At 44.0% G+C, this 23376-nt stretch carries 17 protein-coding genes; 3 read left to right on the forward strand and 14 right to left on the reverse strand.

Going from position 1 to position 23376, the window contains the following annotated elements; translation table 11 throughout:
- The 5 genes from LZG71_RS15915 to LZG71_RS15935 are packed head-to-tail and all read right to left on the reverse strand — an operon-like array spanning position 1 to position 3696.
- A complete protein-coding gene (locus LZG71_RS15915; RefSeq protein WP_233821960.1) occupies positions 1-957 on the reverse strand; it encodes an MBOAT family protein in 957 nt (318 codons plus the stop codon).
- Complete coding sequence (locus tag LZG71_RS15920; RefSeq protein WP_233821961.1) at positions 957-1382, reverse strand: hypothetical protein; 426 nt, start codon at positions 1380-1382, stop codon at positions 957-959. The genes LZG71_RS15915 and LZG71_RS15920 overlap by 1 nt, the downstream gene beginning before the upstream one ends.
- The gene (locus LZG71_RS15925; RefSeq protein WP_233821962.1) at positions 1382-2308 is read right to left on the reverse strand and encodes a TIGR01777 family oxidoreductase; all 927 of its coding nucleotides are present in this window, start codon (positions 2306-2308) and stop codon (positions 1382-1384) included. The genes LZG71_RS15920 and LZG71_RS15925 overlap by 1 nt, the downstream gene beginning before the upstream one ends.
- Positions 2305-3132: a DCC1-like thiol-disulfide oxidoreductase family protein gene (locus LZG71_RS15930; protein WP_233821963.1), complete on the reverse strand. Its 828-nt coding sequence runs from the start codon at positions 3130-3132 to the stop codon at positions 2305-2307. Before LZG71_RS15930 ends, LZG71_RS15925 begins: the two co-directional genes overlap by 4 nt.
- 57 nt (positions 3133-3189) lie before the next feature.
- Positions 3190-3696, reverse strand: coding sequence for a GbsR/MarR family transcriptional regulator (locus LZG71_RS15935; protein ID WP_233821964.1), 507 nt, complete (start codon positions 3694-3696; stop codon positions 3190-3192).
- 120 nt (positions 3697-3816) lie between these two features.
- Between LZG71_RS15935 and LZG71_RS15940 the strand changes: the two genes are divergently transcribed.
- Positions 3817-4275 (forward strand): DUF1569 domain-containing protein, encoded by a 459-nt coding sequence (locus LZG71_RS15940; protein WP_233821965.1) that lies wholly within the window; start codon positions 3817-3819, stop codon positions 4273-4275.
- Between the two features lie 24 nt (positions 4276-4299).
- Here LZG71_RS15940 and LZG71_RS15945 read toward each other — a convergent pair whose 3' ends face one another.
- A complete protein-coding gene (locus tag LZG71_RS15945) occupies positions 4300-5514 on the reverse strand; it encodes a DegT/DnrJ/EryC1/StrS aminotransferase family protein (RefSeq protein ID WP_233821966.1) in 1215 nt (404 codons plus the stop codon).
- A 130-nt stretch (positions 5515-5644) separates the two neighbouring features.
- Here LZG71_RS15945 and LZG71_RS15950 point away from each other — a divergent pair, with 130 nt between their 5' ends.
- Positions 5645-6928, forward strand: coding sequence for a hypothetical protein (locus LZG71_RS15950; protein WP_233821967.1), 1284 nt, complete (start codon positions 5645-5647; stop codon positions 6926-6928).
- Positions 6929-7011: 83 nt separating this feature from the next.
- Here the strand turns inward: LZG71_RS15950 and LZG71_RS15955 are convergent, their stop codons facing one another.
- The 3 genes from LZG71_RS15955 to LZG71_RS15965 are packed head-to-tail and all read right to left on the reverse strand — an operon-like array spanning position 7012 to position 12422.
- A complete protein-coding gene (locus tag LZG71_RS15955; protein ID WP_233821968.1) occupies positions 7012-7578 on the reverse strand; it encodes a hypothetical protein in 567 nt (188 codons plus the stop codon).
- Between the two features lie 21 nt (positions 7579-7599).
- Positions 7600-9240, reverse strand: a complete 1641-nt coding sequence (locus LZG71_RS15960; RefSeq protein ID WP_233821969.1) for a SusD/RagB family nutrient-binding outer membrane lipoprotein — start codon at positions 9238-9240, stop codon at positions 7600-7602.
- Positions 9241-9263: 23 nt separating this feature from the next.
- Positions 9264-12422: a SusC/RagA family TonB-linked outer membrane protein gene (locus LZG71_RS15965; RefSeq protein ID WP_233821970.1), complete on the reverse strand. Its 3159-nt coding sequence runs from the start codon at positions 12420-12422 to the stop codon at positions 9264-9266.
- 394 nt (positions 12423-12816) lie between these two features.
- On the opposite strand from LZG71_RS15965, the gene LZG71_RS15970 reads away from it, so the two are divergent.
- Complete coding sequence (locus LZG71_RS15970) at positions 12817-13392, forward strand: hypothetical protein (protein ID WP_233821971.1); 576 nt, start codon at positions 12817-12819, stop codon at positions 13390-13392.
- An 80-nt stretch (positions 13393-13472) separates the two neighbouring features.
- Here LZG71_RS15970 and LZG71_RS15975 read toward each other — a convergent pair whose 3' ends face one another.
- From LZG71_RS15975 to LZG71_RS15995, 5 genes are all read right to left on the reverse strand, one after another.
- Positions 13473-15245: a metallophosphoesterase family protein gene (locus tag LZG71_RS15975; RefSeq protein ID WP_233821972.1), complete on the reverse strand. Its 1773-nt coding sequence runs from the start codon at positions 15243-15245 to the stop codon at positions 13473-13475.
- Positions 15246-15387: 142 nt separating this feature from the next.
- Positions 15388-16746: a PhoPQ-activated pathogenicity-related family protein gene (locus tag LZG71_RS15980; protein ID WP_233821973.1), complete on the reverse strand. Its 1359-nt coding sequence runs from the start codon at positions 16744-16746 to the stop codon at positions 15388-15390.
- A 190-nt stretch (positions 16747-16936) separates the two neighbouring features.
- Positions 16937-18205 (reverse strand): hypothetical protein, encoded by a 1269-nt coding sequence (locus LZG71_RS15985; RefSeq protein ID WP_233821974.1) that lies wholly within the window; start codon positions 18203-18205, stop codon positions 16937-16939.
- 77 nt (positions 18206-18282) lie between these two features.
- The gene (locus tag LZG71_RS15990) at positions 18283-19938 is read right to left on the reverse strand and encodes a SusD/RagB family nutrient-binding outer membrane lipoprotein (RefSeq protein ID WP_233821975.1); all 1656 of its coding nucleotides are present in this window, start codon (positions 19936-19938) and stop codon (positions 18283-18285) included.
- A gap of 17 nt (positions 19939-19955) precedes the next feature.
- The gene (locus LZG71_RS15995) at positions 19956-23363 is read right to left on the reverse strand and encodes a SusC/RagA family TonB-linked outer membrane protein (protein ID WP_233821976.1); all 3408 of its coding nucleotides are present in this window, start codon (positions 23361-23363) and stop codon (positions 19956-19958) included.
- Positions 23364-23376 lie beyond the last annotated feature (13 nt).

The raw sequence follows: 23376 nt of genomic DNA on the forward strand, positions 1-23376 counted from the left end.
TCAATGCAAACCGGCAAGCGGCCAGATGATCTCCGTCACGAATGTTTTATGGAAAAGAAGCAGCAGCGGCGTAACGAGCCAAAATAAAAGCCATATCTTACTGAGAACAGCATGGTTCAGAATGCGAAGGTTATTTCGGAGTAATAATTTTTCCAAGAGTACCGCCAATCCCTGAACAATGAAATAGGTCATCGGCAACCCATATCCGCTATTAACGGGGACACTGATTGCGAGTTCATGTAAAAATCCTGAGAAAATAAAAGCGATCAAAAATGCAGCCGGATTGTTTATTTTTTGTTTTAAGGGACGAAATACAGCGATGGATGTCATTTCACTAAATGCAATATTCCATCGCTTACTCCAAAACTCATTGAGTGTTTTGGATTTGAATGGTTCTTTAAATAAATAATAGGCGTCCACACCGAAGTATCGCCAGATTCCCGCGCAAATGGCCAACAAACCGAAATGCAGGATCAGGCTGAATGCAATCAGCAACAACGATGTGATCAGAATATATTGCATTTGGGTATTCATCTCAACCATAATCAATTGGTGAGAAGCGAAAATCAACAATAGCCCGATCACAATTTTGGACAGTCCGTTCAAAATCATCCGTTTTGCGCCTGGTAATGGTTGGGATCCTGGCTGTTCGAAAATTTCAGCCCTCATTCCAGCCCATGCGAAAACAAAATAGAGCCATTGTGTAAAAGTCAGAATTGATAATTTGTCTCTGTAAACAGTCGTGGTTGTAATGACTTTCATTCCGGTAAATGCAGTACTGATGAGTGCAAACATGCGGATTATCGGTATTTCGGCCAGAAATATATAGTGAATAAGCAGTACGCTGAGCAAGCACAACAACCAGCTTGGAAAGATCATTTTTTTGCCGACAAACCAATATCCGATACAGGTTATCAGCAGATTTACAATTGCCAGATAAATCAGATTGTCCATCATCAGATGTAATTCAGGTAAAACGTCAGACTGTAAATCACACTCAGAACTATGAACAACACAGTGAGTACAACTTCTGCCAATCGGTTTAAAACTCCGGAAGGAAATCCGGAACGGTCAAAATAGAAGAACTGCACCAGTACTCTCGAAATCCAGTAAACCGCTATAAAACCCGTGACAACCTTTGCCAGAAACGAGCTGTCGGTTAACTCATTTATACCGAAAATAGTGAGCATACCAAAACAGATATTGATCACCAGAATATATGCTGCATAAGTCCAGAACATTTGCCGGATCAAGGGCTGCACCTTGGCTAATTCCAGTTTCCAGCCCAATACTTTGGGAATAGCGAGACTTCCCGCTGCCAGGACCAACTGAGCCAATCCGGCTAGAAAGAGGCACTCGGGGAGATATTGATAGATGTCCATCAGATCCGTAAGCTTAAAATATCCTTTACTGCATGCTCCGCTTTTGCAAACTGAAAATTAAATCCACTAGCCAGAAGTCGGGTCGGAACAACCCATCTGCTTTTCAGAATCAGTTCGGTTTCGGTACCGATTATTTTTGCGCCTATTTCCAACAACCAGGCAGGCGAAGGCAATCCAAAAGGAACTCCATATGCGGCCCGAATTGATTTCATAAAATCTCTATTTTTCAAGGGATGAGGCGCCGTGCAATTGATCACACCATCCATACTTTCGTGATCCAGAAGCCATTCTGTACATTTGGCCGCGTCCTGTTCGTGAATCCAGGAAACATATTGTTCACCATCTCCCTGATGTCCTCCCAATCCAAACCGCACCAGATTGAGAAAACGAGGAAAGGCGCCGTCAGATCTTCCCAGCACGATGCCCATTCGCAAGGCAATTTTTCTGGTATTTGGCGTATCGGTTTCAAAAAACGTCTTTTCCCAAATCCTGCATACATCAATAGAAAAGCCATACCCGATATCTCCCGTTTCTTCATCCTGAGCTCTATCCTCCGCATGTCTGTAAATGGTTGCAGATGTGATATTAATCCAGAGTCTGGGCGGATTGTTTAGTTTTTGAAGGGCTTGACCAAGCTGTCGTGTAGGTACAACTCTTGAATTAACGATTTCTTTCCGATTGGCTTCGTTGTATCGGCAGTTCACATTTTTGCCACAAAGATTAACAAGCAGGTCTGCGTTTTCAAGCGTTTCGACCCAGTCAGCCTCCGTGCAACCGTCCCACAATTTAACCTTCACATTCCCCTGAGTTGCAAAGCTTTTCCGGCTCAATATGATAATCTCATCTGCAATATTCCTGTAATAATCAGCCAGTACCCGACCGAGGTATCCGTTACCTCCTGCCAGAATTATTTTTCCGTATTTCATAGTATTCTAAGATAAAGCACCACTAAAATCAACAAGCGATATGCAACCCAGCCAGCACTCAAAACCCACCCAACTTCCAATAGTCTGCATCTTCTGATGTGTTCCAAAAGCATCAAACCAGCTACGATTATAAACCAGATCGTACAAATTAGCGGATCAATTGTAAGCCAGTTCGACATCCAGATAACGGGTAGCAAAAGCAATCCACCGGCCAAAGAGATCGTCATCATGTTGCCCAGATAACTCCAAATTTTCTCTTTGTTTACTACTAAAATCACCAATCCCTGAAACAGTATCTGGCCACCACAAATGATATATTCACGATAACTTTCACCCTCCGGAATTACTCCGGTCAACAGTGGCGCATAGGCCGAAAGTATGAATCCGACAACGAACCAGGTGAAAACGATATAGGCTATACGATAGTACAATCGAAATGTGGGTTGGAGTTGAAAATGGTCTGAGTTGGTATGAGGAGGAATGATTACCCTTCGGTTGTAGGAAATGAAAGCATACACTTTCGCCATGAGCCAGACAAACGGTTTAAAGGAAAACAGAAAATGCAAACCGGGTACAACCGCAGACATCACTTTAAACAGGCTCTCAATTCCATACGTAACTTCTCCGGTTTGGTGATTGATCAACGCAATTTCGTTTACTGCCCGTTGCCAATCCACCATCGGGCATGCTTGCTCTGTTACTTCCTGGTAAGCAATCCGGCCATCGCCATCCAAAATTCCGGCGTTTACAATCGCTTTCGTGTACAGTTTGCACATAGGGCATTCGGCATCAAAAAGTATCTGATGATCTTTTAACATTTTCATGATTTCAGTTATTGAACTTTCAGAAAATAATGAAACTTTTAAATAAAAAAATAGGTCCTATTTAAACATTTTAAAAATGGATCCCCAAAACCAGCTTTCCTCAGCTTTCAGCATCGTATCAAGCGTTTTATCTACATTTTTGGCTAGCTTGTTAATATCCGTCACAGATTTATAAAACGTCGCAAATTCAGGATCTTTGAGATCTCCTTCCACCTTGCTTATTTCATCCAAAACCTTTAATACAGGATCCAGTTCTCGCTTACGCCTTTCTTTTGCTACTTGTCGGGCAATATTCCACGTATCCTTATCAGCATAAAAATATTCTTTCCGCTCTCCGGCCCGATGTTGTTTTTCAATCAACCCCCAGCCGATCAAATCCCGGAGTGTCATGTTCGCGTTTCCTCGGGAAATACTCAGCGTTTCCATGATCTCCTCGGTTGTCAGAGCATCCGGTGAAATGAGCAGCAAAGCGTGGATCTGAGCCATCGTGCGGTTTATCCCCCACTCCGACCCCAATTTGCCCCAGGCCTCTATGAATTTTTGCTTTGCTTCGTTCAATTCCATAGACAAATGTAAACAAGTTTTTAAACTTTCAATAATTAGTGAAAGTTTATTTTAGATAAATATTTCTTTAAATTTAAAGAGTAATATTTCCACTTATATCAACAATAACTAAACACTCCTATGGCACTTGCCAACATTTTCACCAAACCCGTTTCCGACGAAGTAATAAGCCGGATTAACAAGTTAAACCAAGAAACACAACCTGCATGGGGTAAAATGAGTGTTTCACAAATGCTGGCCCATTGCAACGTTACATACGAAATGATTTATGAAGACATTCACCCAAAGCCCAATTTCCTGATGAAGTTCATTCTAAAATCTTTCATTAAAAATACAGTTACCAGCGAGACTCCTTATAGCCGGAATTCACGTACTGCTCCCGCTTTTCTGGTGTCCGACGCACGGGATTTTGATAAAGAAAAAGCCAGACTGACGGAATACATCAGCCGTACACAGGCATTGGGCGAAAAACATTTCGATGGCAAAGAGTCTCACTCCTTCGGTCCGCTAAACGCAACAGAATGGAATAACATGTTTTACAAACACCTGAACCATCATTTAACGCAGTTTGGTGTTTAGAGGCTGAAGGGCAAAGATCTAAGGTTATATTGAAGCTTCCTGAATCTTCCGTATCGCCCCCGCAAACGCTACCATATCTCCCGGCTCGCCTAGCATGGCATGCTGTAAAATCCATACAGCATCAGTTGCACATGCCTGTTCCGCTACGGGGCAGTTCACCGAGGTGTAGTCAACCGTTTCGGGAATGGCGTAACACATGAAGTTTTTGTTTTGAAAAAGGGGCTGTTTGTATAACGGATGCGGATAGCCCTTGAAACAGGGCACTCCCTCGGCGGCCAATAGCTCAGCAAACTGATCTTTGGTCAGGTCGCCGAATTTGGATGCATCGTATTTAAAAATATAGATATGATAACTATGCATGGTGATTTCTTCACCTCGTTTCAATGGCATAATTCCATCTATTTCCGCAAGTAACGTATTCAAATATAACCCATTTTCATTCCTTCTTTTCGTCTGTTCAGCCAAACGTTTCAGCTGACAAGAGAGTAAAACGGCCTGCATTTGTGTAATTCGGTAATTGCAACCCGGATTGTAATGATCATACCACTGTCCGCCTTCTATTCTCCCGACATTTCTCAGCGAACGCATCATGGCATACAGTTCATCGTCATCCGTAATGACAACACCACCTTCACCGGCAGTGAGATTTTTGGATGACTGAAAACTGAAACTACCCACATCTCCTATTGAACCAAGTTTTTTGCCTTTGTATTCTGCTCCATGCGCATGTGCAGCATCCTCAATGACACGTAAATTATATCTTTTGGCAATGTCCAAAATTGCATCCATGTCACAGGCAAGTCCACCAAAATGTACGGGAATAATCGCCTTGGTCCGTACCGTAATCGCTGCTTCTATTGCTTTGGGGTCTATGTTATAAGTCTCTGGATCAATATCAACAAAAACCGGAACACAGTTGCATTCAATAACGGAAGAGGCGGTTGTAATAAACGTATAAGGTGGGACGATAACTTCATCACCCGGCTTCACACCGCAGGCGATCAGTGCGAGTCGAAGCGACACGGAACCGTTTACGCAGGTGATTGCATATTTTGAACCACAAAAAGCTGCAAATTCCTTCTCAAATTTCTCTACCTCATCTCCACAATCCGGATTTCCCCACTTTCCGCTACGCACAATTTCAGCAACTGCATCTGCTTCGGTTTCTTCGTGTATTGGCCAGGGAAAGCTTTTGTTAACACTCTTCTCTCCTCCGTTTATTGCGAGTTTTTGAATCATTGCTATTTGTGGTTCACGTGTTTTCTCTAAATGTTATTACTGGAAAATTTGAAATAAGACTACTGCCTGAGAGCTACCAATATAGTCCGATTTTGTACTCAAAAAGTAATACATCAAATCCCTTTTCACTATGAACAGACAATTGATTTATTCCCTCATCATCGCCGGAGCATCGTTCGGTACAGCATGGGCTATTCGTGGCCAGTTCGGGCATGAGCAGGGAGCTGCCTGGGCGGGAAGCATTATTGCCGTTAGCATTGTTCTCCTGGCAAAGCGCCCCGACTGGTATTCTAAGACATTGCAACTCGCTCTTGCTTCGGCGGCAGGCTGGGGAATTGGCGGGATCATCAGTTACGGTATCGTGGTGGGTTATGGTCGTGGTTCCGATTTTGGCAATGTGTATTATGGCTGTTTAATGTTGTTTGTAATCGGCGGGTTATTCGGTTTACTGGGAGGCGGAATGTTTGGGCTGATGCTCGCTGAGACACCCACGAAACCGGTGAAATGGCACCGTTTGCTGACTGAAATGACCGCATCTGCTGTTATTTTTTATTACCTGCTAATCGAAGAATTCGGCTGGCTCATGACGCCTCCCCGCTCCGAAGCATGGGCGGCATGTTTTGGGATGATGATCGCGCTGTTTTGGTTCATGATCCGAAACCAACAATATAGCGCCATCCGTGTAGCCATTTTTGCAGGATTAGGCGGTGGTTTCGGTTTCTCGTTTGGAAACTTTTTGCAGGTAATGGGAAATGTTTCGGGTATCCACTTCAATTTCTGGAATGTGATGGAATATTCCATTGGCTTCTTTGGAGGAGCAGGCATGGCTTATGGCACTTTCACATCCAACTGGCCAAAATCCGAAGCGACTATCAACCGAAATAAACTCATTGCTCCGCTTGCCATTCTGGTACTGATCATTCCATTTATTGTCTGGGATCAGACTTTTGAAACAAAGCGTATTTTCGAAATGCTCACGGCAATTAGCCCAACAATTGATGCCATTTCGGTCACCAAAAATGTACAATGGATTGCATTGTTTGCTGTTCCTATCTCCGCCGGATTCTGGTTCTATTATTTTTATTTCAAACAGAAAAACAAACCTGTTAATCTTACTTACAGTAACATACACAACTTTTTGTTCGGTCACCTGAGCCTATATGCATTTTTGAGCATTTTGATCACCGGTGCATTTCTGAGTATTTACAGACTGGAACAATACCTCTACATTGTCAACATCATTGCAATTTATTTTCTGATCCGAAAATTCCAACCTGTTTTTACAAATCGGGGACTTAACATCAATCGCTGGTTTGTTAATCTGCTGTTTCTTCTGGCCATTGTGGCATTGTACACCGCTGTTGCAATCAGTTCGCATGAGGAGTTGAAAGGCGCTCAGGTGCGGTTTGAGTGAAGTTTATTTATTCCAACACAAAAAAAATGCCCCGGTAAAAAACCAGGGCGATTTAATAAATACGAGTATGAGGTATTATAAGGTCAGGGATTTACGGTGATGCGGTAGAAAAATGGTGATTTATAATAAGCACCACCTTTAATTTCTCCTCCGGAATTGACATCGGTAAAGCTTCGGCCATCGGACAATTGCATCACTGCGTGAACTTCAAAGTAGTCTCCCGCAGATACGTCGGCTGCCGTTAGCCCTAGTTTAGTCAGGATTGTGCTCGCAGGCAGGGTCATCTCTCTTCTTGGATAACCCGTCGTCGCATCCTTGGTGAAGCTTGATGCAGGAAGGGATTCCAAAGCTGTGTAAGGTTTCGACATATTACCGTTGGCAGTTGAATTGTCCACAAAACGCACCGTGAGGTCGTAAGAAGTGAATAAAGTGCCTTGTTTAGGATCCACCGCTTCAATCGTCATTTTCACATTTCCGTCGCCTAATGCTGCTTTGGAATATACAATACCATTGGCAATGTTTAATGGCCAGGGTGCTACGGTGCGCATGTAGGCACCGGTTTCAAGCGCAAAAACGTCTATTTTGTCAATCAGCTCCGTTTTGCAGGATAACACACCCAGTAACATGAATGCTATGATTATCTTTTTCATAATGATCTATGTTAAACAGGTTTAAAAAGTCAGGGTTGCAGGGTTGTTGTCCCAGAATACAGGTTGTGCAATACTTGGTTTCTGAACAACTGCATTATTACGGTTTACAACAGCTGCCGGATAGTAAAGTGAGCGAACAAATGCACCAGGATTCACTTCCAAAGCAGGCTGCATTTTGGATGGCTTACCCGTTCTGCGGTACATATTGTAAGCTTCAATGCCATTTCCATAAAGCGCCAACCAGTATTCTCTTGCGATCACATCCAGTTTGGCATCATTGGTTGCCGCAGCATCATAAAGCTCCAAAACTTTGGTTACATATTTTTCCACTTCCTGGGACCACACAATAGCTTTATTTGTTTCAAAAGCAGTGATGGAAGCATTTTCAATGGTTGCTGTAGCAAAGCTGCGAACATCCGCCATCGATTTCCTGATCCCCGATTCCAGCAAGGCACGAGGCGCTCCGGTTGTATTAATCGTCAGAGCAGATTCGGCTAGCATAAAGTCTACAAAAGATGACATCATGATTGGATGAATTCCAGCTCCGCCTGCTCCACCGCCCTGGGTTACCGGTCTGCCGGCATCGTTATCATATAATCCACCAATTGGGTATAGTCCCCATGCGGTACGACGCAATCCATCTGGCGGAATACCCTCGTTGCTCAGGTGATCGCGTCCCCAGTAGCCAACCGATGTAGGCACACAGTATACCATGTCATTTGCATAATGAGCAGGCTTTTGATTATTGATACAGCTCAATTCATTCGTTGTCGTGGTGTTGGTCAGCGTTTGACGGTACATGTAGTAGCGAATACGCGGGTCAGGAAAACCTTTTCCTGAATACAGGTGCCAGATGTAGAAATTAGCCTGATAATCTCCACCACCGGTAGGCAAATACTGATCGCGGTAACGGGGATGGCGGCTATCCGGATTAGAAAGCAAAGTCCCAAACTTGAAAGCAAAGTTCTGAGTACCGTTCTTGATTAGTTTATCCTCAGCAATCAGCGTGTTGATAGCCGCTGCAACAGTATTGTCAGTAAGTCTTTTGGTAAAGAGCAATTTCAGCTTGATTGTCTTGGCAGCACGTGTCCAGCTATCTGCATTTCCTGCATAGAAATAATCGGCAGGTGCAGCTGCTGAAGTTGCCGCAAAGTTTGCAATGGCGTCGTCGACATCCTTCATCGCTGCTGCGTAAACCGACGTTGCCGGATCAACACCAGGATTGAAATTAGACGAATTCAGTGCTTCTGACAAGGGCACATCTCCGTAATAATCAACCAAAGTAGCCAAAACATAACCTCTGAGCAGGCGGGCAATGCCGGCGTGCATATGCAGGTTGGATGACTCCGCAAGCGGGATCAGTGTTTGAATGTCAATCAGGATATTGGCATACGAATTGGTCCACAAACCATCACCTCCCGATGGTGCATAGGCATTCTCATACAAGGCCGACCCCTGATTGAGCATCCTGGTTAACCGCATTCCGGTGTTTGAGGTACTGTTAAAAAAATCGGAATAGTTGAGCTGAATCCGGTTCAGCAGGTAATTAATGTTCGTATTACTTGTCGTTACCTCATTGGGGTTATCCAGCAAGTCGAGTTTACAGGATGTGACACACAGCGCAAACATTGCGAGCCACATTATTTTGATTTTCCTTATCATATGATGATTCAGTAAAGTTGCTGTTAAAATGTTACTCTCAAGGTTCCTCCCAATCTTCTTGAACTTGGGCCTGTCAGGAACTCAAATCCAAGACCGTTACCTACACCGAGACCCAAATTGTCGGTATCGAAATTGAGGTGTTTTTCAAAATGCAGTGCTTTGTACCACAGGTTATTACCCGAGAATGACAGAGATACCGATTTGAAAGGAGTTTTGGTCAAAAATGCCTTGGGGATAGAATAAGACAGGGAAGCTTCACGCAGACGGATCGTCGATCCATCGTACATACGACCTTCATCACCAAAGAAATAGTAGTTATCAAAATACACATTCGACGAAGTGATCTGCGTTGTGTTAGGCGTACCTTCCTGCGTTACACCCGGGAAAATATATCCTTGTGAACGGTCAATGTCAAGATCCTTCGTCAAACCGCGACCAAGCAGCGCACCTGCCGTGGTGGAGTACATAGCGCCTCCATGACGGTAATCAAGCATCACCGACAGGCTGAAACCACGATAGTTGAATGTGTTGATCAGCGCTGTGGTGAAGGCAGGATTAGGATCTCCCAGAATCCTCGGAGATGCTTCCTGCAATAAATATCCGTTGCTAGCAATAATAGGATTACCAGCCTCGTCACGACGGATTGCTGTACCTTTTATAACATTGAAGGGTTCACCCGGAATGGCATAATTACCTAATCCACCACCGAAACCTGTAACCTGCACTTCATCCAAACCACCACCCAGCTCTTTCACGATTGGTTTGTTGCGGGTATAGTTCAGGTTAATGTCCCAGCTAAATCGTTCACCTTTAATTGGCGTTGCAGTTAAGCCAAGTTCAATCCCTTCATTACGAAGCTTACCAACGTTGATGGTCGTAGAAGTGTAACCAGTTGACGGATCAAGCGGCGTACGGGTAATTAGATCGCGGGTATCCCGGCGATAGATGGTAAAATCCACACCTACTTTGTTATTAAAAAGCTTCGATTCAACACCAAACTCATATTCTGTCAGTAGCTCAGGTTTCAAATTGGGGTTTCCTAATTCATCACTTACAGAATGCGTTGTAGATACATTACCAGACCTGTCCACAAATGCACGGGCTACCTGGTTCAGGATATTCCTCGTTTTGTAAGGTGATGGAAAACCCGCAGATGTTCCCACACCAGCTCTTAATTTCAGGAAGTTAAGCACATCCGACTCCAACCCCGGAATAGCGGAAGTTGGTACGAAAGAAACGCTACCCGACGGATAAAAAATGGTGCGATTTTCCTTTTCAACCGTTGAAGTCCAGTCATGACGACCAGCCACGTTCAGGAAAAGATAATTGTTGATATCCGTAGTAATTTCGCCATAAATACCCATTCTGGTTTCTTCCGATTCGGTATTTTTGGCCACGGTAGAGATAAAATTAGCATGACGCATGAGTCCGAATGCGAGCTGATTTTCGCTGGTTGTAGCCATCGATCTGAACTTGTCATTGCGAAGATTACCACCAATTTTTCCTGAAAAGCTCAGTTTATCACTTACGTTTTTGTTGTAAGATAAAATCACACTGTTGTCCCAGATCGTATTGGCAATTTCATTGGTTCCGTACCAGCCGTTCACAAAATCTACACCGCCTTTGTTATACTTATATTCCTGGCTTTCCGTATACGTATCCAAACCTACCCGATAAAGCAATGTCAGATCTTTGGCTAGTTCAGCACGAAGCGATGTAGAGTTGAACAGACGGTTTACTTTACCTGTATTGCTGTAATATTTTAACATCCAGCGTGGATTGGGAATATCATTACCGCTTCGGAAATAAACACTGCGATTATCCACCGGACTTTCAAAAGGCATTCCCCACAGATCCACACTAAGTGGTGTGTACATCACATTGGCCATAATGGAAGGAAACCCGCTCAAAGTGTTGTTTCCCTGTCCTGCACTTAAAGGAGGCGAAACCTGATCGGTATTGGCAAAGTTGAACGATGTCATCAGGCTGATTTTCTTGGTCAGCTGTGCATTGATCCCCATCCCGATATTCAGTTTTTTAAGATTGTTACCCGGAATGTACCCCTGCTCGTTGTTATACCCTACGGAGGCATTGTAGCTCACCTTTTCTCCGCCACCTGAAATATTTAAAGATGAATTGGAGATCAAACCTTTACGAAAGAATTTTTCAACATTATCGCTATAGGGACGGAAGTCATATACCGTTCCTACCAGCTCGGGAAAAGCTGCTTTAAGCGAAGCATTTGTCAGGTATGTAAAAGGGTGTAGTTGTGAACCCGTAGGAACTTCATCGAAACGAGGGCCCCAGTTACTGAAAAAGTATCCCGGTGCCTGGTTGAAACCACCCGCGTAAGTACTGGTGTAGTCCGGTAGGTGTGCCTGATTGGTAAAAATCGACTGCGCAATGGAGATTTCAGTCGGTCTGTTTTTTTGAGTTCCGTTTTTTGTGGTAACCAAAATAACCCCGTTGCGACCCTGATCTCCATACAAAACCGTTGCAGCAAGTCCCTTTAATACGCTGATGTTGTCAATACTGTTTGGATCCAGATCCAGAAAACGGCTGGATGCGGATTGACCACCTGCTGTAAAGCCATCTCGCGAGTTGGTATTGGAGTTAAATGGTACACCATCTACAACAAATAAAGGCTGATTGGAGCCTGTAATGGATGAATATCCACGGATAATAATGTTTGTCCCCGTTCCCGATACACCCGATGTAGATGTGATATTGACACCTGGAATTTTCCCCTGCAGCGTACGGCCAATATCTGATTGGGGTCTGTCCTCGATCAGTTTTTTATCCACATTGGCAACTGCATAACCCAGCGCCCGCTTCTCGCGTGCAATACCCTGAGCTGTTACAACCACTTCCTGAAGACTTTTTGTATCATTGGCTAGTTTCACGTCGATCACCGATCGGCTTCCAACTACAATCTCCTGCGTGGCGCTTCCCACAAAGCTAAAGATTAAGGTTGCAGCACCATCAGGAATAGCGATGGAATAGGTTCCGTCGGCACCGGTGTTGGTTCCTACGTTGGATCCCTTCACAATAATGGACACACCGGGAAGTTCACTCCCGTCGTCCGCAGATGTGACTTTACCTGTCACTTTTTTTTGCTGGGCATACACCGTCAGCCAGCAGGAGCACACCATGAGGAGGCTCAGCAGTAAATTTTTCCGCATGAATTTTTATAGTTAGGTTCTTGGCTACGAGTAACCGATATGCAAGTATAAGAACCATTGGGCAGGCAAAAACAACAAAAATTAACCGATAATTAAACAGAATTATCAATTCAAAATTTTATATTGATTTTATAAATAAAGAATAGTGTTTATTTTATTTTTATCAATTTTAATAAAATAATATTCTTCAATAATCGACACTTATATATTTTTGTAACTGATATTTTACTGATATAAATAATACAATAACTAACTCTAATTGTGCTGTTTATGCATTTAACCCACACTACCTTTCAATGATCAGAACCATAGCGATTAACCCTAATATGTTATTGATAAGTGGGCAGGGAAATCTCAATTTTACATCATCATATTAACTTCAAAAGCTACTACGATGAATAAGTCAACTACATTTTTGATGGGCTCAGCTATCGTGGCTGGGATTATGGGTTGCTCCGCACCGGAGACGCCAACTCCTGTTGCTGACAATGCGACAGAAGTAGCCGCTGACAGTATAAATGCTAATGCCAAATTACTGACCGGTCCGGATCTTACAATTAGCTACTTTGGATATCCATCCACACCACCAAGCATTGGCGATGGTGCAGGTGGCAGGGCATTTATCTTTAAACTTGTAGAATCCAATATTGGAAACCAGTCTACGGCTGATCTCGTTAACGACGAGATAAAAATATACCAAAGAATCCCTATCGGCGCTGTTGGTGGCCCCATTTTGGGATATCAGTATAGCTATGTCAAAAGCTTTTATAGAAACGGAATTCTAAAACCAGGAGCTAGCCACACATTTCCTTCCGTCGCAGGTGGGTGTGGATGTTCAGTTTGGCTAGACCGCGAAAGCATGAGCGTCCCTGGCCCCATAGAGCTGGTAGCAGTTGCTGACGGTGCCGGTAAAATTAACGAGATCAATGAGACCAACAACACGTCTCCTGTGTTTCGAATATATCGTTAATGAGGGTTAGAGGAAGCTATTGAATTGAAAATGAAATATCAACCGTGTTCTAAATCTTAATAAACACGGTTGATAAAAAGTTACTTCTTCTCTATCACCAACTCATCTTTAACATTCCCTTCCGGATCCAGAGATTTGTACACCAGCTTATTTCCTTTGATGGATATGTGCTGATACAACGGACCGTCGGGATAACGTACTACCGCATAATCTTCGGCTGGCCATTCATCCTGTTTGCCAGGAATACTAATAGATATGGTGTAAATGGTACCTTTGGAAGGATCTGCGACAGGTTTCCCGACATACATTGGTTTGGTACGCAGGTAGTAATGCATGTGCCCGCTCATAACCATATCCACATGGTATTTGTCAAAGAGTGTACACCATTCCTGCATGATTTCGTCATAGGGTTCAACGAAATTATACGGAGGGAAATGGAACATCGCAAATTTCCATTTGGCTTTGCTACTTTTTAGCTGCGCTTCTATCCAGGCAGTTTGCTCTTTCACAGGCAAGGTTCCGTCTATATTCAAAAACAAAGCATCCTGATAAACAAAAGAATACGTCATTTCTTTTGGCAGCTTTTCCGGACCATTCTCGGGCAGGCTAAACATTTCCTTATACATCCAGGCACCCAGTCCGTCCTGGCTGTCGTGATTACCGGGAACAGGCATCAATGGCCGGTTTGCAAAAACATTCCCCTGAATATTCCACAGCGCATCCCATTCATCGCGGTGTAAACCAGTGCTTACCAAATCACCAGCAATGGAGTAAAATGCTGCATCAGGATGTCGTTGATACGCTTTTTGTGCCATGTCACCCCATATTTTGGAATAATGCGTGTCGCCAAACCAGATGAAAGAAAAGCCATCATTGGTTGCATTTTCAGTTCTAAAACCTGCAACATCAGACCAGTTTCCGTTTTTCGATCCGACTTTGTACTGATATTCAGATCCCGGAGCCAGTCCGGATAGTTTTGCAGTAAATCTTTTAACGTATCTGTCATTCTGCAAAAGCCGGTCTTCCATTTCAAAGGCCGTTGCTGTTGTGGATAATGTATCCGTTTTCCCGATCTTCCAGTATTTAACAACACCATCCTTTACAGTTGGATTGGTTCTCCATTGCACGTTCACGGTCGTTTTGGGATCGGCACTCCATGTAAGCAAAAGCTGATCAGGTTTGTCAGATGAAGGAGTTTCTGTTCTCCTGAATGCACCTGTCAAATGCGCTTCCCTTGCCCGTCCGCGAACCGTTGTAAACAATACCTGACCTTCCAACTGTGTCGGAACTTCGGTCAAAATCAGCCCGTCCCAGTCGTGATAAGTAAAAGCGCCTTTTTTCAGCACCGAAAGATTGTACTCTCCCGGATATACGTCCGTTACTTTGAGGCTGTCTTTTTTGTCCTGCGGAGTGACACTTATGAAGTAAACCGGACGGTGTTTGTCGAACCCATTAATACCCAGCCCTACTTCTCCCTGATCAAAATCCTTCTGCCAGACTTCGTAGGTATACGATTCGTTTTTTACAAATAATCCTGTTTTCTTAAACCCGCTTTCTTCAATCCAGAAGGGTACAATTTTCTGCGCAGTATCGCGCATCAGAGAAACCGTAACAGGAACATTCACTTTAAATTTCCAGAAGTTTTTGGCAAGAATATCCTTTTCATCTGCTGTTAAAAATTGCCTGATGTATGAATCAGAAATGGTATCAAGCTCGGATGCTGTGAGCTTTTCATAAAGTCGGGTTACAGCACCATCCACCACATCTTTAACTGTGCCGTTACCTGGCGAATTGCTTTTTTTGCAGGATAAAAATGTAAGTAAAAAGATAAAACAGAGGAGGGTATTTTTCATTTTGTTAAAAAAATCAGATTTGATAATTGTTCAGAGACGTTGATTGATAAATCGTAATTAGTAGCACATCCTTAACTTTTTATGTACTACTAATTTTCTGTTTGCTTCGCTAAACGCTTACAGCTTATTGCCACAAGCTCCTTTATAAAACTGCATTTTCATCTGCCAGAAACACGCGGGTACTTTCCGTGTAAGTAGCTCCTGCTTTGTTTTTATATTTTAAATCCACATAAATGGCCTTAAAGCCGGTTTTAGGAAGAGGTTCAGTGACTTGTATTTTGGATTTATTTTTAATGCCAAGACTTCTGCTCGTCCAGGTGTCGTTCCTAAGATCCTGATCCGGTGAGTTGGCCGACCACAAAATCACATCTACAAGCGCATCCGATGTTGCCGTGATATCAAGTTTGATATTCTTTTTGCTTACTGATTGCGTCCAGTCGCAAACGGTAAAAGGTGTTTTATTCAACGTCGATCCATAAAAAGCACTCAGCGCCTCCATGGCTTGTTCTCCTCCACCCAAGTCATGCCCTGCATTAGGAACGTAATGCAGGTTGTTTTCACCTGGAATATTTTTTAGGTAATTTTTGATATTGTCCACCACCCAATATTCATCATTGGTTCCCATAAAAATCAGCTTTGGCATCGTCAGTTTGGCGCGATACGAATACGGGTCAATCATTTTAGTTATCGCCTCGCCGTCAGTAGTACCAGTTGACTGTGGAATACCCAGCTTCACATAATCTTCGATCTGCACGCTGTAATCACCCCAGGATTTGATCTGGTAGTCCAAACTGATTGGCATGTTCAAAATATCAATTACCATGGGTGCAATGGCAGCCACACGTTTGTCGCTCGCACCGGTTAGCCAGGTTGTCCACCCACGTTTGGAAGCACCTGAAACCACAAATTTCTTTACCTCATGTTTGAGCTTTTGTTTTGAAAATTCCTGAACAACGTCCATCGCCCGCACTGCACTTTTCACCATTGGAAACAACAGCGGCCAGCTGTAATCCTTGTCTTTTTTCCAGTTATGAAGCGTGTAAGAAATCAACGCATCTTCGGTAAGATCTCCAAAAAACGGCTGATTGGGTGTTTGTTTCAGTTGTACCACAATAGAACTGTTTGCTGACGCAACACCCGAAAGCGACTCAATGAGTTTGTCATCTTTTTTGCTATTCCAATTCGGAAGTTCATCTTTATTGGAACCTCCTGTTATGAAAAGCAGAGCGCCGTCATGCCTGTTTTCTTTGGGAACAATCACCGTGAGTTGATGCGTCCAGGTGAATTCCCGCCATTTCTGGGAGGTGAGCAATATGTTGTAAATCGTCAGATTGTCCTTTTTGTATTCGTCTTTCAACTCCCATTTCAAAGACTTATCTCCGTTGTTGAGATAGCTTTCCAGCGCCGTTTCAGGCGTGATCGTTTTTTGTGCATTTGTATTGAAAACAATGAATTGAAGAAGAAATAAACCGGTTACGAGATTGGTGATATTTTTAAACATAGGTGAGGTTTTTATTGTTTTGAAATATTGTTTGATTCAATTTTTTTGTTTTGGGTCTGACCGTTTTCAAGCGTTTCGGGCTGAACGTATTTTTACGGGCTGAACGAGTTTAGGCGATGTCCGTTCAGACCACGTTCAGACCGGGTCACGCAGACCGGGTCGCGCAGACCGGAGCGACAAAGCCTCAAAATCAATCCGGTCGGGGACTCTCTGCGATTAGCTTCAATGCTTGCTCCATATAAATTTCTCCGGTCATTTCCCCTAAACTTGTTCTGCTTACATATTCGTATCGTTTAAAACTATTAAAATCTACTTTTGCCAGCATATACCCAAAGGCGTCATTTGTAAGCCCGAAAAGAAATGGCTGTTTGGTATTCATTTTCCGCTTTACGTAATAGCCTATGTTGGGCAATGCTTCTCCTGGCACTGTCAGGATCTGGGCTGTTCCGATGTTCAGAAGATTGAGTTGGGTCGCGACCCTGTTTTCGCCCGACATTTTATTTTTTATCGGCGAATTTTTGAGGATAAAACGCATAATTTCAGAATCTACCGGAAATTCAATTTGGCGTGAGGCACAGAAAAGTGAAGGATTTTCCTGCAAAGCTGCACCGTCCACAATGCGCAATGCTTCGTCGGCCAGCAACTCTCCTATTCGCTTGCATTCCTCCCAGTTATTTGCTTCTTCCCTATTTTCTCTGCGGTTATCTGCCGTCACCATTCCACCTTGTGCGCCGTTCATAAAAAGGGCAACTCCTCCTCCTTTTGCTTCAATGCGGTCATATAATGGCCCACAAAGATCAGGGCTTAAAATCCCTCTTCCCGAACCAATCACCTCAGGATGAATTGCATAATTTACCAGGGTTGCAATTGCTTTTCCTTTATTTGCACCAGAACTGGCAATCGCCTGAATTATCCCGCAACGGGGATCATAAAGCTGATCTGCATAATAATTGTAGGCAATTTTGCCTTTTGCCTCACCCACAGCAATTTTAAGAGACGCGTCTTCCAGCTTTCCGGAAGCCTCGTTGACTGCGTCAGCAATTTTCTTAACACAATCGTCCAGGTATTTCATATCCGCAAAAGACTCCCCCTTCTCATTCGGGAAGCCGTAAGCATCGGGCCCGCTGTGTGTATGTGTTGCACCAATGAGTACATTTTCAGGCTTTATTCCCTTAATGAGCGCTCTGGATTTATTTCCCAGGGCAGCCGGCCAACCGAGATTGTCAACATTGACGATTGCGACCTTCGTATCTCCTTTTTGAATCACCAGCGCTCTGACAAACAGATCTCCATTTTTTTCGACGGTTTTTTTTGGTGTGCCGATTCCACCGGACACGGGCAATAATGGATTAGGAGTGATATTGCGAAGGGCAGCACCGGCTTTGAAATGCTGGGCGTAACCCACCAGCGTAACATGGCAAATAAAATAAAGAAGGGTTACAAGTCTTTTCTTGTTCATTGGTGCAGGTTGTTATGTAAATGCGGGTAATTTTTCAATCACCCGCACCGTTATTTTATTCCAATATTATTCATTGATCAATAAGGCTTTCCCGTCCCTTCCAACAACCATGTTTTTGACCATGCGCTGTTATTAGTAGGGTCGCTGCTCGCATGGGGCGTACGCACAAGGTTTGCTATCGCTGCTGTTGCATTATCGGTGTTGGTGTTTAAATCATCATCAAGGCTATAGTAAAAACGTAGTGGCAAAACTGACCTTGCGGCCGAAGGGCCGGCTTTCAATGCGGGCAAGCCTGTTCTGCGCCAGTCGAACCAGGATTCGGCTGCAGCGCTCCAACTGGCTATCCATTTTTGTTGCATGATGCTTTGAAGACCATTGTAAGGCGCACCAGCAATGTAGGCGGCAAAACCTGCACCAACGCCCCATGCGTTAAACGACTCCTGAATTCCTTTTGCATAATACGTTTCTGCTCCCGTAATCCATGTGTAGGATGCTGCTTCGGCCAAAATGAAATTCACTTCGGCCGCTGATATGAGTCGCATCTCCAACAAATCGCCTGTTGCATTTTTGTACATGCTGTTTATTTGCGATATGTGCGCGTTGTAGCGGCCTTGCCCGCTTACTCCACCTTCCATTTGAAGATTGTAAAACATTGCCCCTCCAATTGCCGGAGGAATACCAATGTAATCGGTGCTGTAATTCAGGGGAGTGTTATAGGTGGTTTCGTAATTTTTAGCTATATCAGCCGAAATCTCCCATGTTTTACCGTCGGCGCTGGCCCTGCTGACGTTTGTACCTGGTACAAGCACGAGCGGCTGCGGAACCTTATCGAACCAAACGGCAATGCGCGGATCCTTTAAACTTTTAAGCGCCTCTACCAATGTGGAAGCTGGTTTTCTGCGCATGTATTCGCCATCGGGTGCAGTGCTAAACACCATGTTTGTAGGCCATGCCGCATTGGCTGTTCCCGGGTAACTAACATTGGCATCGTCTGCGGCTGAGGTAATCAACGGATACTTCGCCGGATCAGAAGCAATTTTAACAATACCTTCTTTCGCATAAGCTTGTTCTTTGGCCTGCAGCCGCATATAATAACGCAGTGCCAGGGAATTGGCAAACTTTCTCCATTTGGCTACATTTCCTGCAAAAAGTACATCTTGAGTTGCGTTGATAGGCCGACCACCTTCTTGTGCCAAAAGCGTGTTGGCAGTTTCAAGCTCGGCAAGAATGCCGTGATAAATATCCTGTTGCTTATCAAAAACGGGTTTGAAATACTTTGAACCTTCTTCCGCACGCAACGCCTCTGTATAAGGAGCATCGCCCCAAAGGTCGGCAATCAGGCCAAATGTGTAGGCTTTCATAATCAGCGCTACGCCTTCATGATACTTATATCCGTCTTTCACAGCTTTTTTGTGCAACTCATCGGCATTGCGCAAAATCCCGTAATAGTCTTTCCAACTTTGGCCGGGCGAAGCCCAGTCGTAAGCATTGAAACCACCTTGCCAACCTGTTTGCTGCATGTGCTGCATTACTCCGGAAAGGTTTCCAAAACCCAGATCAACTACCTGACCACCTAAACTTGTAATTACGGTTGGTAATAACAAGTTTAGGTCGGTTGTTTCCGGGGAGGGCGAATTGGGGTTAACATTTAAATCGTCTAAGTCTTTACATGCACCAAGCATGAAAAGTAAACTCAGCGATAGGGTTATGACTTTATAACTAAACTTTTTCATACACTTTATCTTTCTGATTAGAATGTAAAACCAACTTTGAAACCAACGGGAACAATCCAGGGGCTAACGTTATAGCGTTCAACTCCTTGAAACAATCCGCCACCTGAAGGTTGAAAGGCACGTTCAGGGTCTACACCAAATCCTTTCTTTGTCCATAGCATAATGTTGCGGCTGTAAATTCCAATGTAGGCATTGTCCATTTTCGCTTTCTTTACCCATGCTCTCGGGAGGTCATAACTCAACGAAATTTCCCGAAGTTTGAGGTAATCGGCATCAAACACTGCGTAAGAACCAACCGACCAAAGGTTACTTGCTCCCCATGGTTCAAATATGGTTCCGGGGTTTCCAAGATTTTCCTGATAAAGGGTAAAACGTCCGTCGCTGCCCATTTCACCAAACACACCAGGATAGAAAACACCGTCCATATTGCCGGGGAATGGCATATTAGAACTTTCCGGAAAGCCTCCTGTCTCTGGTGTAGGACCACCGATTGGATAAACACGTTCGGGTGTAATCAACGTACTGGCATTTTGAACTACCCAATCGCGGAGTGCGTCGCTGGGGCCACCTGCTACACCCGGAGTGACGGTTTTGTCTGCCCAGTATTGGGTAAGCTGATCATCGTTCATATAACGGAAAGTTTGCGATACAAACTGCCCGCCATGACGCCAGTCGAAGGTCATGCCAAGTGTAAAGTTTTTCCAAGTCAGTGAGCTTTGTAAACCCATGATAAACTTAGGGTTGTAATTACCGGTTTTGGAATAAATGTTTGAATTGGTCAATTCCGGGTCATCATTAAAGTTTCCGGTCTTCGGATTTCCGGGAATAATCGGGTAACCATAGTAGGGCGATTCTTTATCAGTAACGCGCAGTGTTTTGCGTGTATATAAATTCCCTAATAACCCATCGGCTATAGAGCCATCGGGCAAGGTTGCTCCTTTTACATACCCCCTGTTCGCCACACCTGCCTGGTTCCAGGGTTCGACATAGGGGATACCGTCAGCAAGCTCCAATATCCTGGTTTCGTTTTTGGTAAAGTTCAGGTTCAAATCCCAATTCCAGTCAGCGGTTTTTACCGGTGTGCCACCAATCATAAGTTCAACCCCTCTGCTTTGCAGCAACCCTGCATTGATGTTAATGGTTGTGGCCCCTGTCGATGGTGCAAGCGGGACGGGGAAAATCTGCAGACGGTCGTTCATAATGTAATAGGTTCCGTCAAAACGAACGCGGCCTCCAAACATCTTAGCTTCCACACCGTATTCCTGCGAAGTAATTTGCTCAGGTTTCAAATTAGGGTTTAGTAAGCCCGATTGCTTATTCAACATAATTGCCTCGCCCCAATTGCCTCCGTTGGCATAAACTTGCAGCAATCTATAAGGGTCGGTATCATAACCTGTGCGTGCCACGCCTCCCCTTACTTTCAGCATGTCAACATGGTTCATTGGTACAAATTCATTAATCAACACGCTTAACGAAGCAGATGGATAGAAGAATGAGCGGTTGGCCGCAGGCAATGTACTACTCCAGTCGTTGCGGGCAGTTAAATCGAGATAAATAGCTTCCTTCCATCCTATGTTAGCAGTTCCGTAAACGCTGTTCACTTGCTTTTCATAACGGGCCGAACTATAGTTCAATGCAGTATTGGAAATGTTACCTAACGTGTATAGGTTGGGAATAATCAAACCTGCACCTGTTTTTGACGAGTTGCTGACGTTGGACGATTTGCTGTAACGCACATTGCCACCTGCCGCAACATTCACAGCGAAATCACCAAAGTTGTCTTTGTACGAAAGCAAGGCATCGGTGTTGCGTTCAAAATTGTTGCTGTTGCTGATACCGTAAGCCCCGTTCTTCGCCTCTTGTGAATAACCTTGCCCGATTTTTGATTCACGAACTTCGTCCAGTTTAGCAATGGTCATCCGCGCCATAAGCGAAAGTTTCGAGCTAAAGTTGTACGTGGTCATTAAGTTACCGAAAATCTGATTACGGTTAAAACTGTTGTTGACATCATTGGCCAACATCCACGGATTGTTACTATCGCCCGGCAACAGGTTTTTAATGGTATTGCCCTGACCGATGTTGTAATCTTTTAAATCCATGATGTCGACATAAACGGGAGTGACGTAAGCCCATTGCAAGGGGTTTGTGCCGCGGTCGCCAGAAGCCCTGTTTTTAGCAAAGCTGTTTACATAGTTGATGTCGGTGCTAAGGGTAAGTTTTTCGGTGAGCTTTGATGAAAGCGACAACGATAAATTATTCCGGTTAAGGTCGGTGTTCGGAATCAGCCCTTTGTTTTTCATGCTGGTTACACCAATGCGCGTGTTCACCATCTTTCCACCGTTGGTTACCTGTACCGAGTTGGTAGTGGTGAAGCCGTAATCCCTAAGGAAATTTTGCACATTGTTGGGATACGACTTCAATTCCATCGGAATGGGTTTTCCGTTGGCATCCAAAGGTGAGTTCCATTGCACAGCATAATAACCTTTATCCAATTCAGCACCCAAACCGATTGGTGATATCAATGGGGCCATTATTTGGCTGCCACCGTTTTGCTCAGGAGTGGAGACTATGTAGCCACCGTATCGTTTTTGCACTCCCAAATAGCGTTGCGGTACATCGAAAGTATTATTGGTTGACACACTCACTTTCATTGCCTGTCCATCTTTTGCTTTTTTGGTGGTGATGAGCATAACGCCATTTGAGGCACGCGAACCGTAAAGTGCAGTGGCACTTGCACCTTTTAACACCGATACGCTTTCAATACTTTCAGGGTCAATATCTGAAATGGCATTCCCATAATCCACCGTGCTGTTGCCGCTGCCAAAACCACCTACGTTGTTAGCACTGTTAAACATGGGCACACCATCAACCACATATAAAGGCTGGTTATCGTTGCTCAATGATTTTGCACCGCGGATAACCACATTAACGGTGGAGCCTGTACCACCGGTTTCGTTGATGGTTACACCGGCCACTTTACCTTGCATAGCAGTTAAAAAGTTTTCACGTGCCACTTTGGTAAATTCAGGACCGGCCACCTTACCGATAGCATAACCCAGCGATTTTTCGTCGCGATGAATACCCAGGGCGGTTACCACTACTTCCCTTAGTTCATTCACATCGGCTTCTAATTTTACATCGATGATGCTTCGAGCACCTACGGTGACTTCTTGAGTTTTATAACCAATGAATGAAAAGACAAGTACATCGTTGGCAACAACGGAAAGTGTATATTTTCCATCAGCATCGGCGCTTGTTCCGGTGGTGGTTCCTTTTTTAAGGATACTTGCACCAGGAACAGCCGCATTGTTTGAATCAGTTACTTTTCCTGATACGGTTCGTTGTTGCGCTTGCACGTTTACGAACAATGTTAGGAAAAGAATAACCAAAACCGGCTTCATCAAGTTTTGACAGAATTGTTTCATAATAAAAATGTAT

Source organism: Dyadobacter sp. CY312 (assembly GCF_021390535.1).
Lineage (GTDB): Bacteria > Bacteroidota > Bacteroidia > Cytophagales > Spirosomataceae > Dyadobacter.

What these genes read in the sequence shown, in the direction of transcription:
- LZG71_RS15915 (WP_233821960.1), bottom strand. Translation starts at nt 957, where the DNA reads ATGATGGACAATCTGATTTATCTGGCAATTGTAAATCTGCTGATAACC.
- LZG71_RS15970 (WP_233821971.1), top strand. Translation starts at nt 12,817, where the DNA reads ATGAATAAGTCAACTACATTTTTGATGGGCTCAGCTATCGTGGCTGGG.
- LZG71_RS15960 (WP_233821969.1), bottom strand. Translation starts at nt 9,240, where the DNA reads ATGATAAGGAAAATCAAAATAATGTGGCTCGCAATGTTTGCGCTGTGT.
- LZG71_RS15965 (WP_233821970.1), bottom strand. Translation starts at nt 12,422, where the DNA reads ATGCGGAAAAATTTACTGCTGAGCCTCCTCATGGTGTGCTCCTGCTGG.
- LZG71_RS15940 (WP_233821965.1), top strand. Translation starts at nt 3,817, where the DNA reads ATGGCACTTGCCAACATTTTCACCAAACCCGTTTCCGACGAAGTAATA.
- LZG71_RS15955 (WP_233821968.1), bottom strand. Translation starts at nt 7,578, where the DNA reads ATGAAAAAGATAATCATAGCATTCATGTTACTGGGTGTGTTATCCTGC.
- LZG71_RS15945 (WP_233821966.1), bottom strand. Translation starts at nt 5,514, where the DNA reads ATGATTCAAAAACTCGCAATAAACGGAGGAGAGAAGAGTGTTAACAAA.
- LZG71_RS15950 (WP_233821967.1), top strand. Translation starts at nt 5,645, where the DNA reads ATGAACAGACAATTGATTTATTCCCTCATCATCGCCGGAGCATCGTTC.
- LZG71_RS15995 (WP_233821976.1), bottom strand. Translation starts at nt 23,363, where the DNA reads ATGAAACAATTCTGTCAAAACTTGATGAAGCCGGTTTTGGTTATTCTT.
- LZG71_RS15990 (WP_233821975.1), bottom strand. Translation starts at nt 19,938, where the DNA reads ATGAAAAAGTTTAGTTATAAAGTCATAACCCTATCGCTGAGTTTACTT.
- LZG71_RS15980 (WP_233821973.1), bottom strand. Translation starts at nt 16,746, where the DNA reads ATGTTTAAAAATATCACCAATCTCGTAACCGGTTTATTTCTTCTTCAA.
- LZG71_RS15935 (WP_233821964.1), bottom strand. Translation starts at nt 3,696, where the DNA reads ATGGAATTGAACGAAGCAAAGCAAAAATTCATAGAGGCCTGGGGCAAA.
- LZG71_RS15925 (WP_233821962.1), bottom strand. Translation starts at nt 2,308, where the DNA reads ATGAAATACGGAAAAATAATTCTGGCAGGAGGTAACGGATACCTCGGT.
- LZG71_RS15985 (WP_233821974.1), bottom strand. Translation starts at nt 18,205, where the DNA reads ATGAACAAGAAAAGACTTGTAACCCTTCTTTATTTTATTTGCCATGTT.
- LZG71_RS15975 (WP_233821972.1), bottom strand. Translation starts at nt 15,245, where the DNA reads ATGAAAAATACCCTCCTCTGTTTTATCTTTTTACTTACATTTTTATCC.
- LZG71_RS15920 (WP_233821961.1), bottom strand. Translation starts at nt 1,382, where the DNA reads ATGGACATCTATCAATATCTCCCCGAGTGCCTCTTTCTAGCCGGATTG.
- LZG71_RS15930 (WP_233821963.1), bottom strand. Translation starts at nt 3,132, where the DNA reads ATGAAAATGTTAAAAGATCATCAGATACTTTTTGATGCCGAATGCCCT.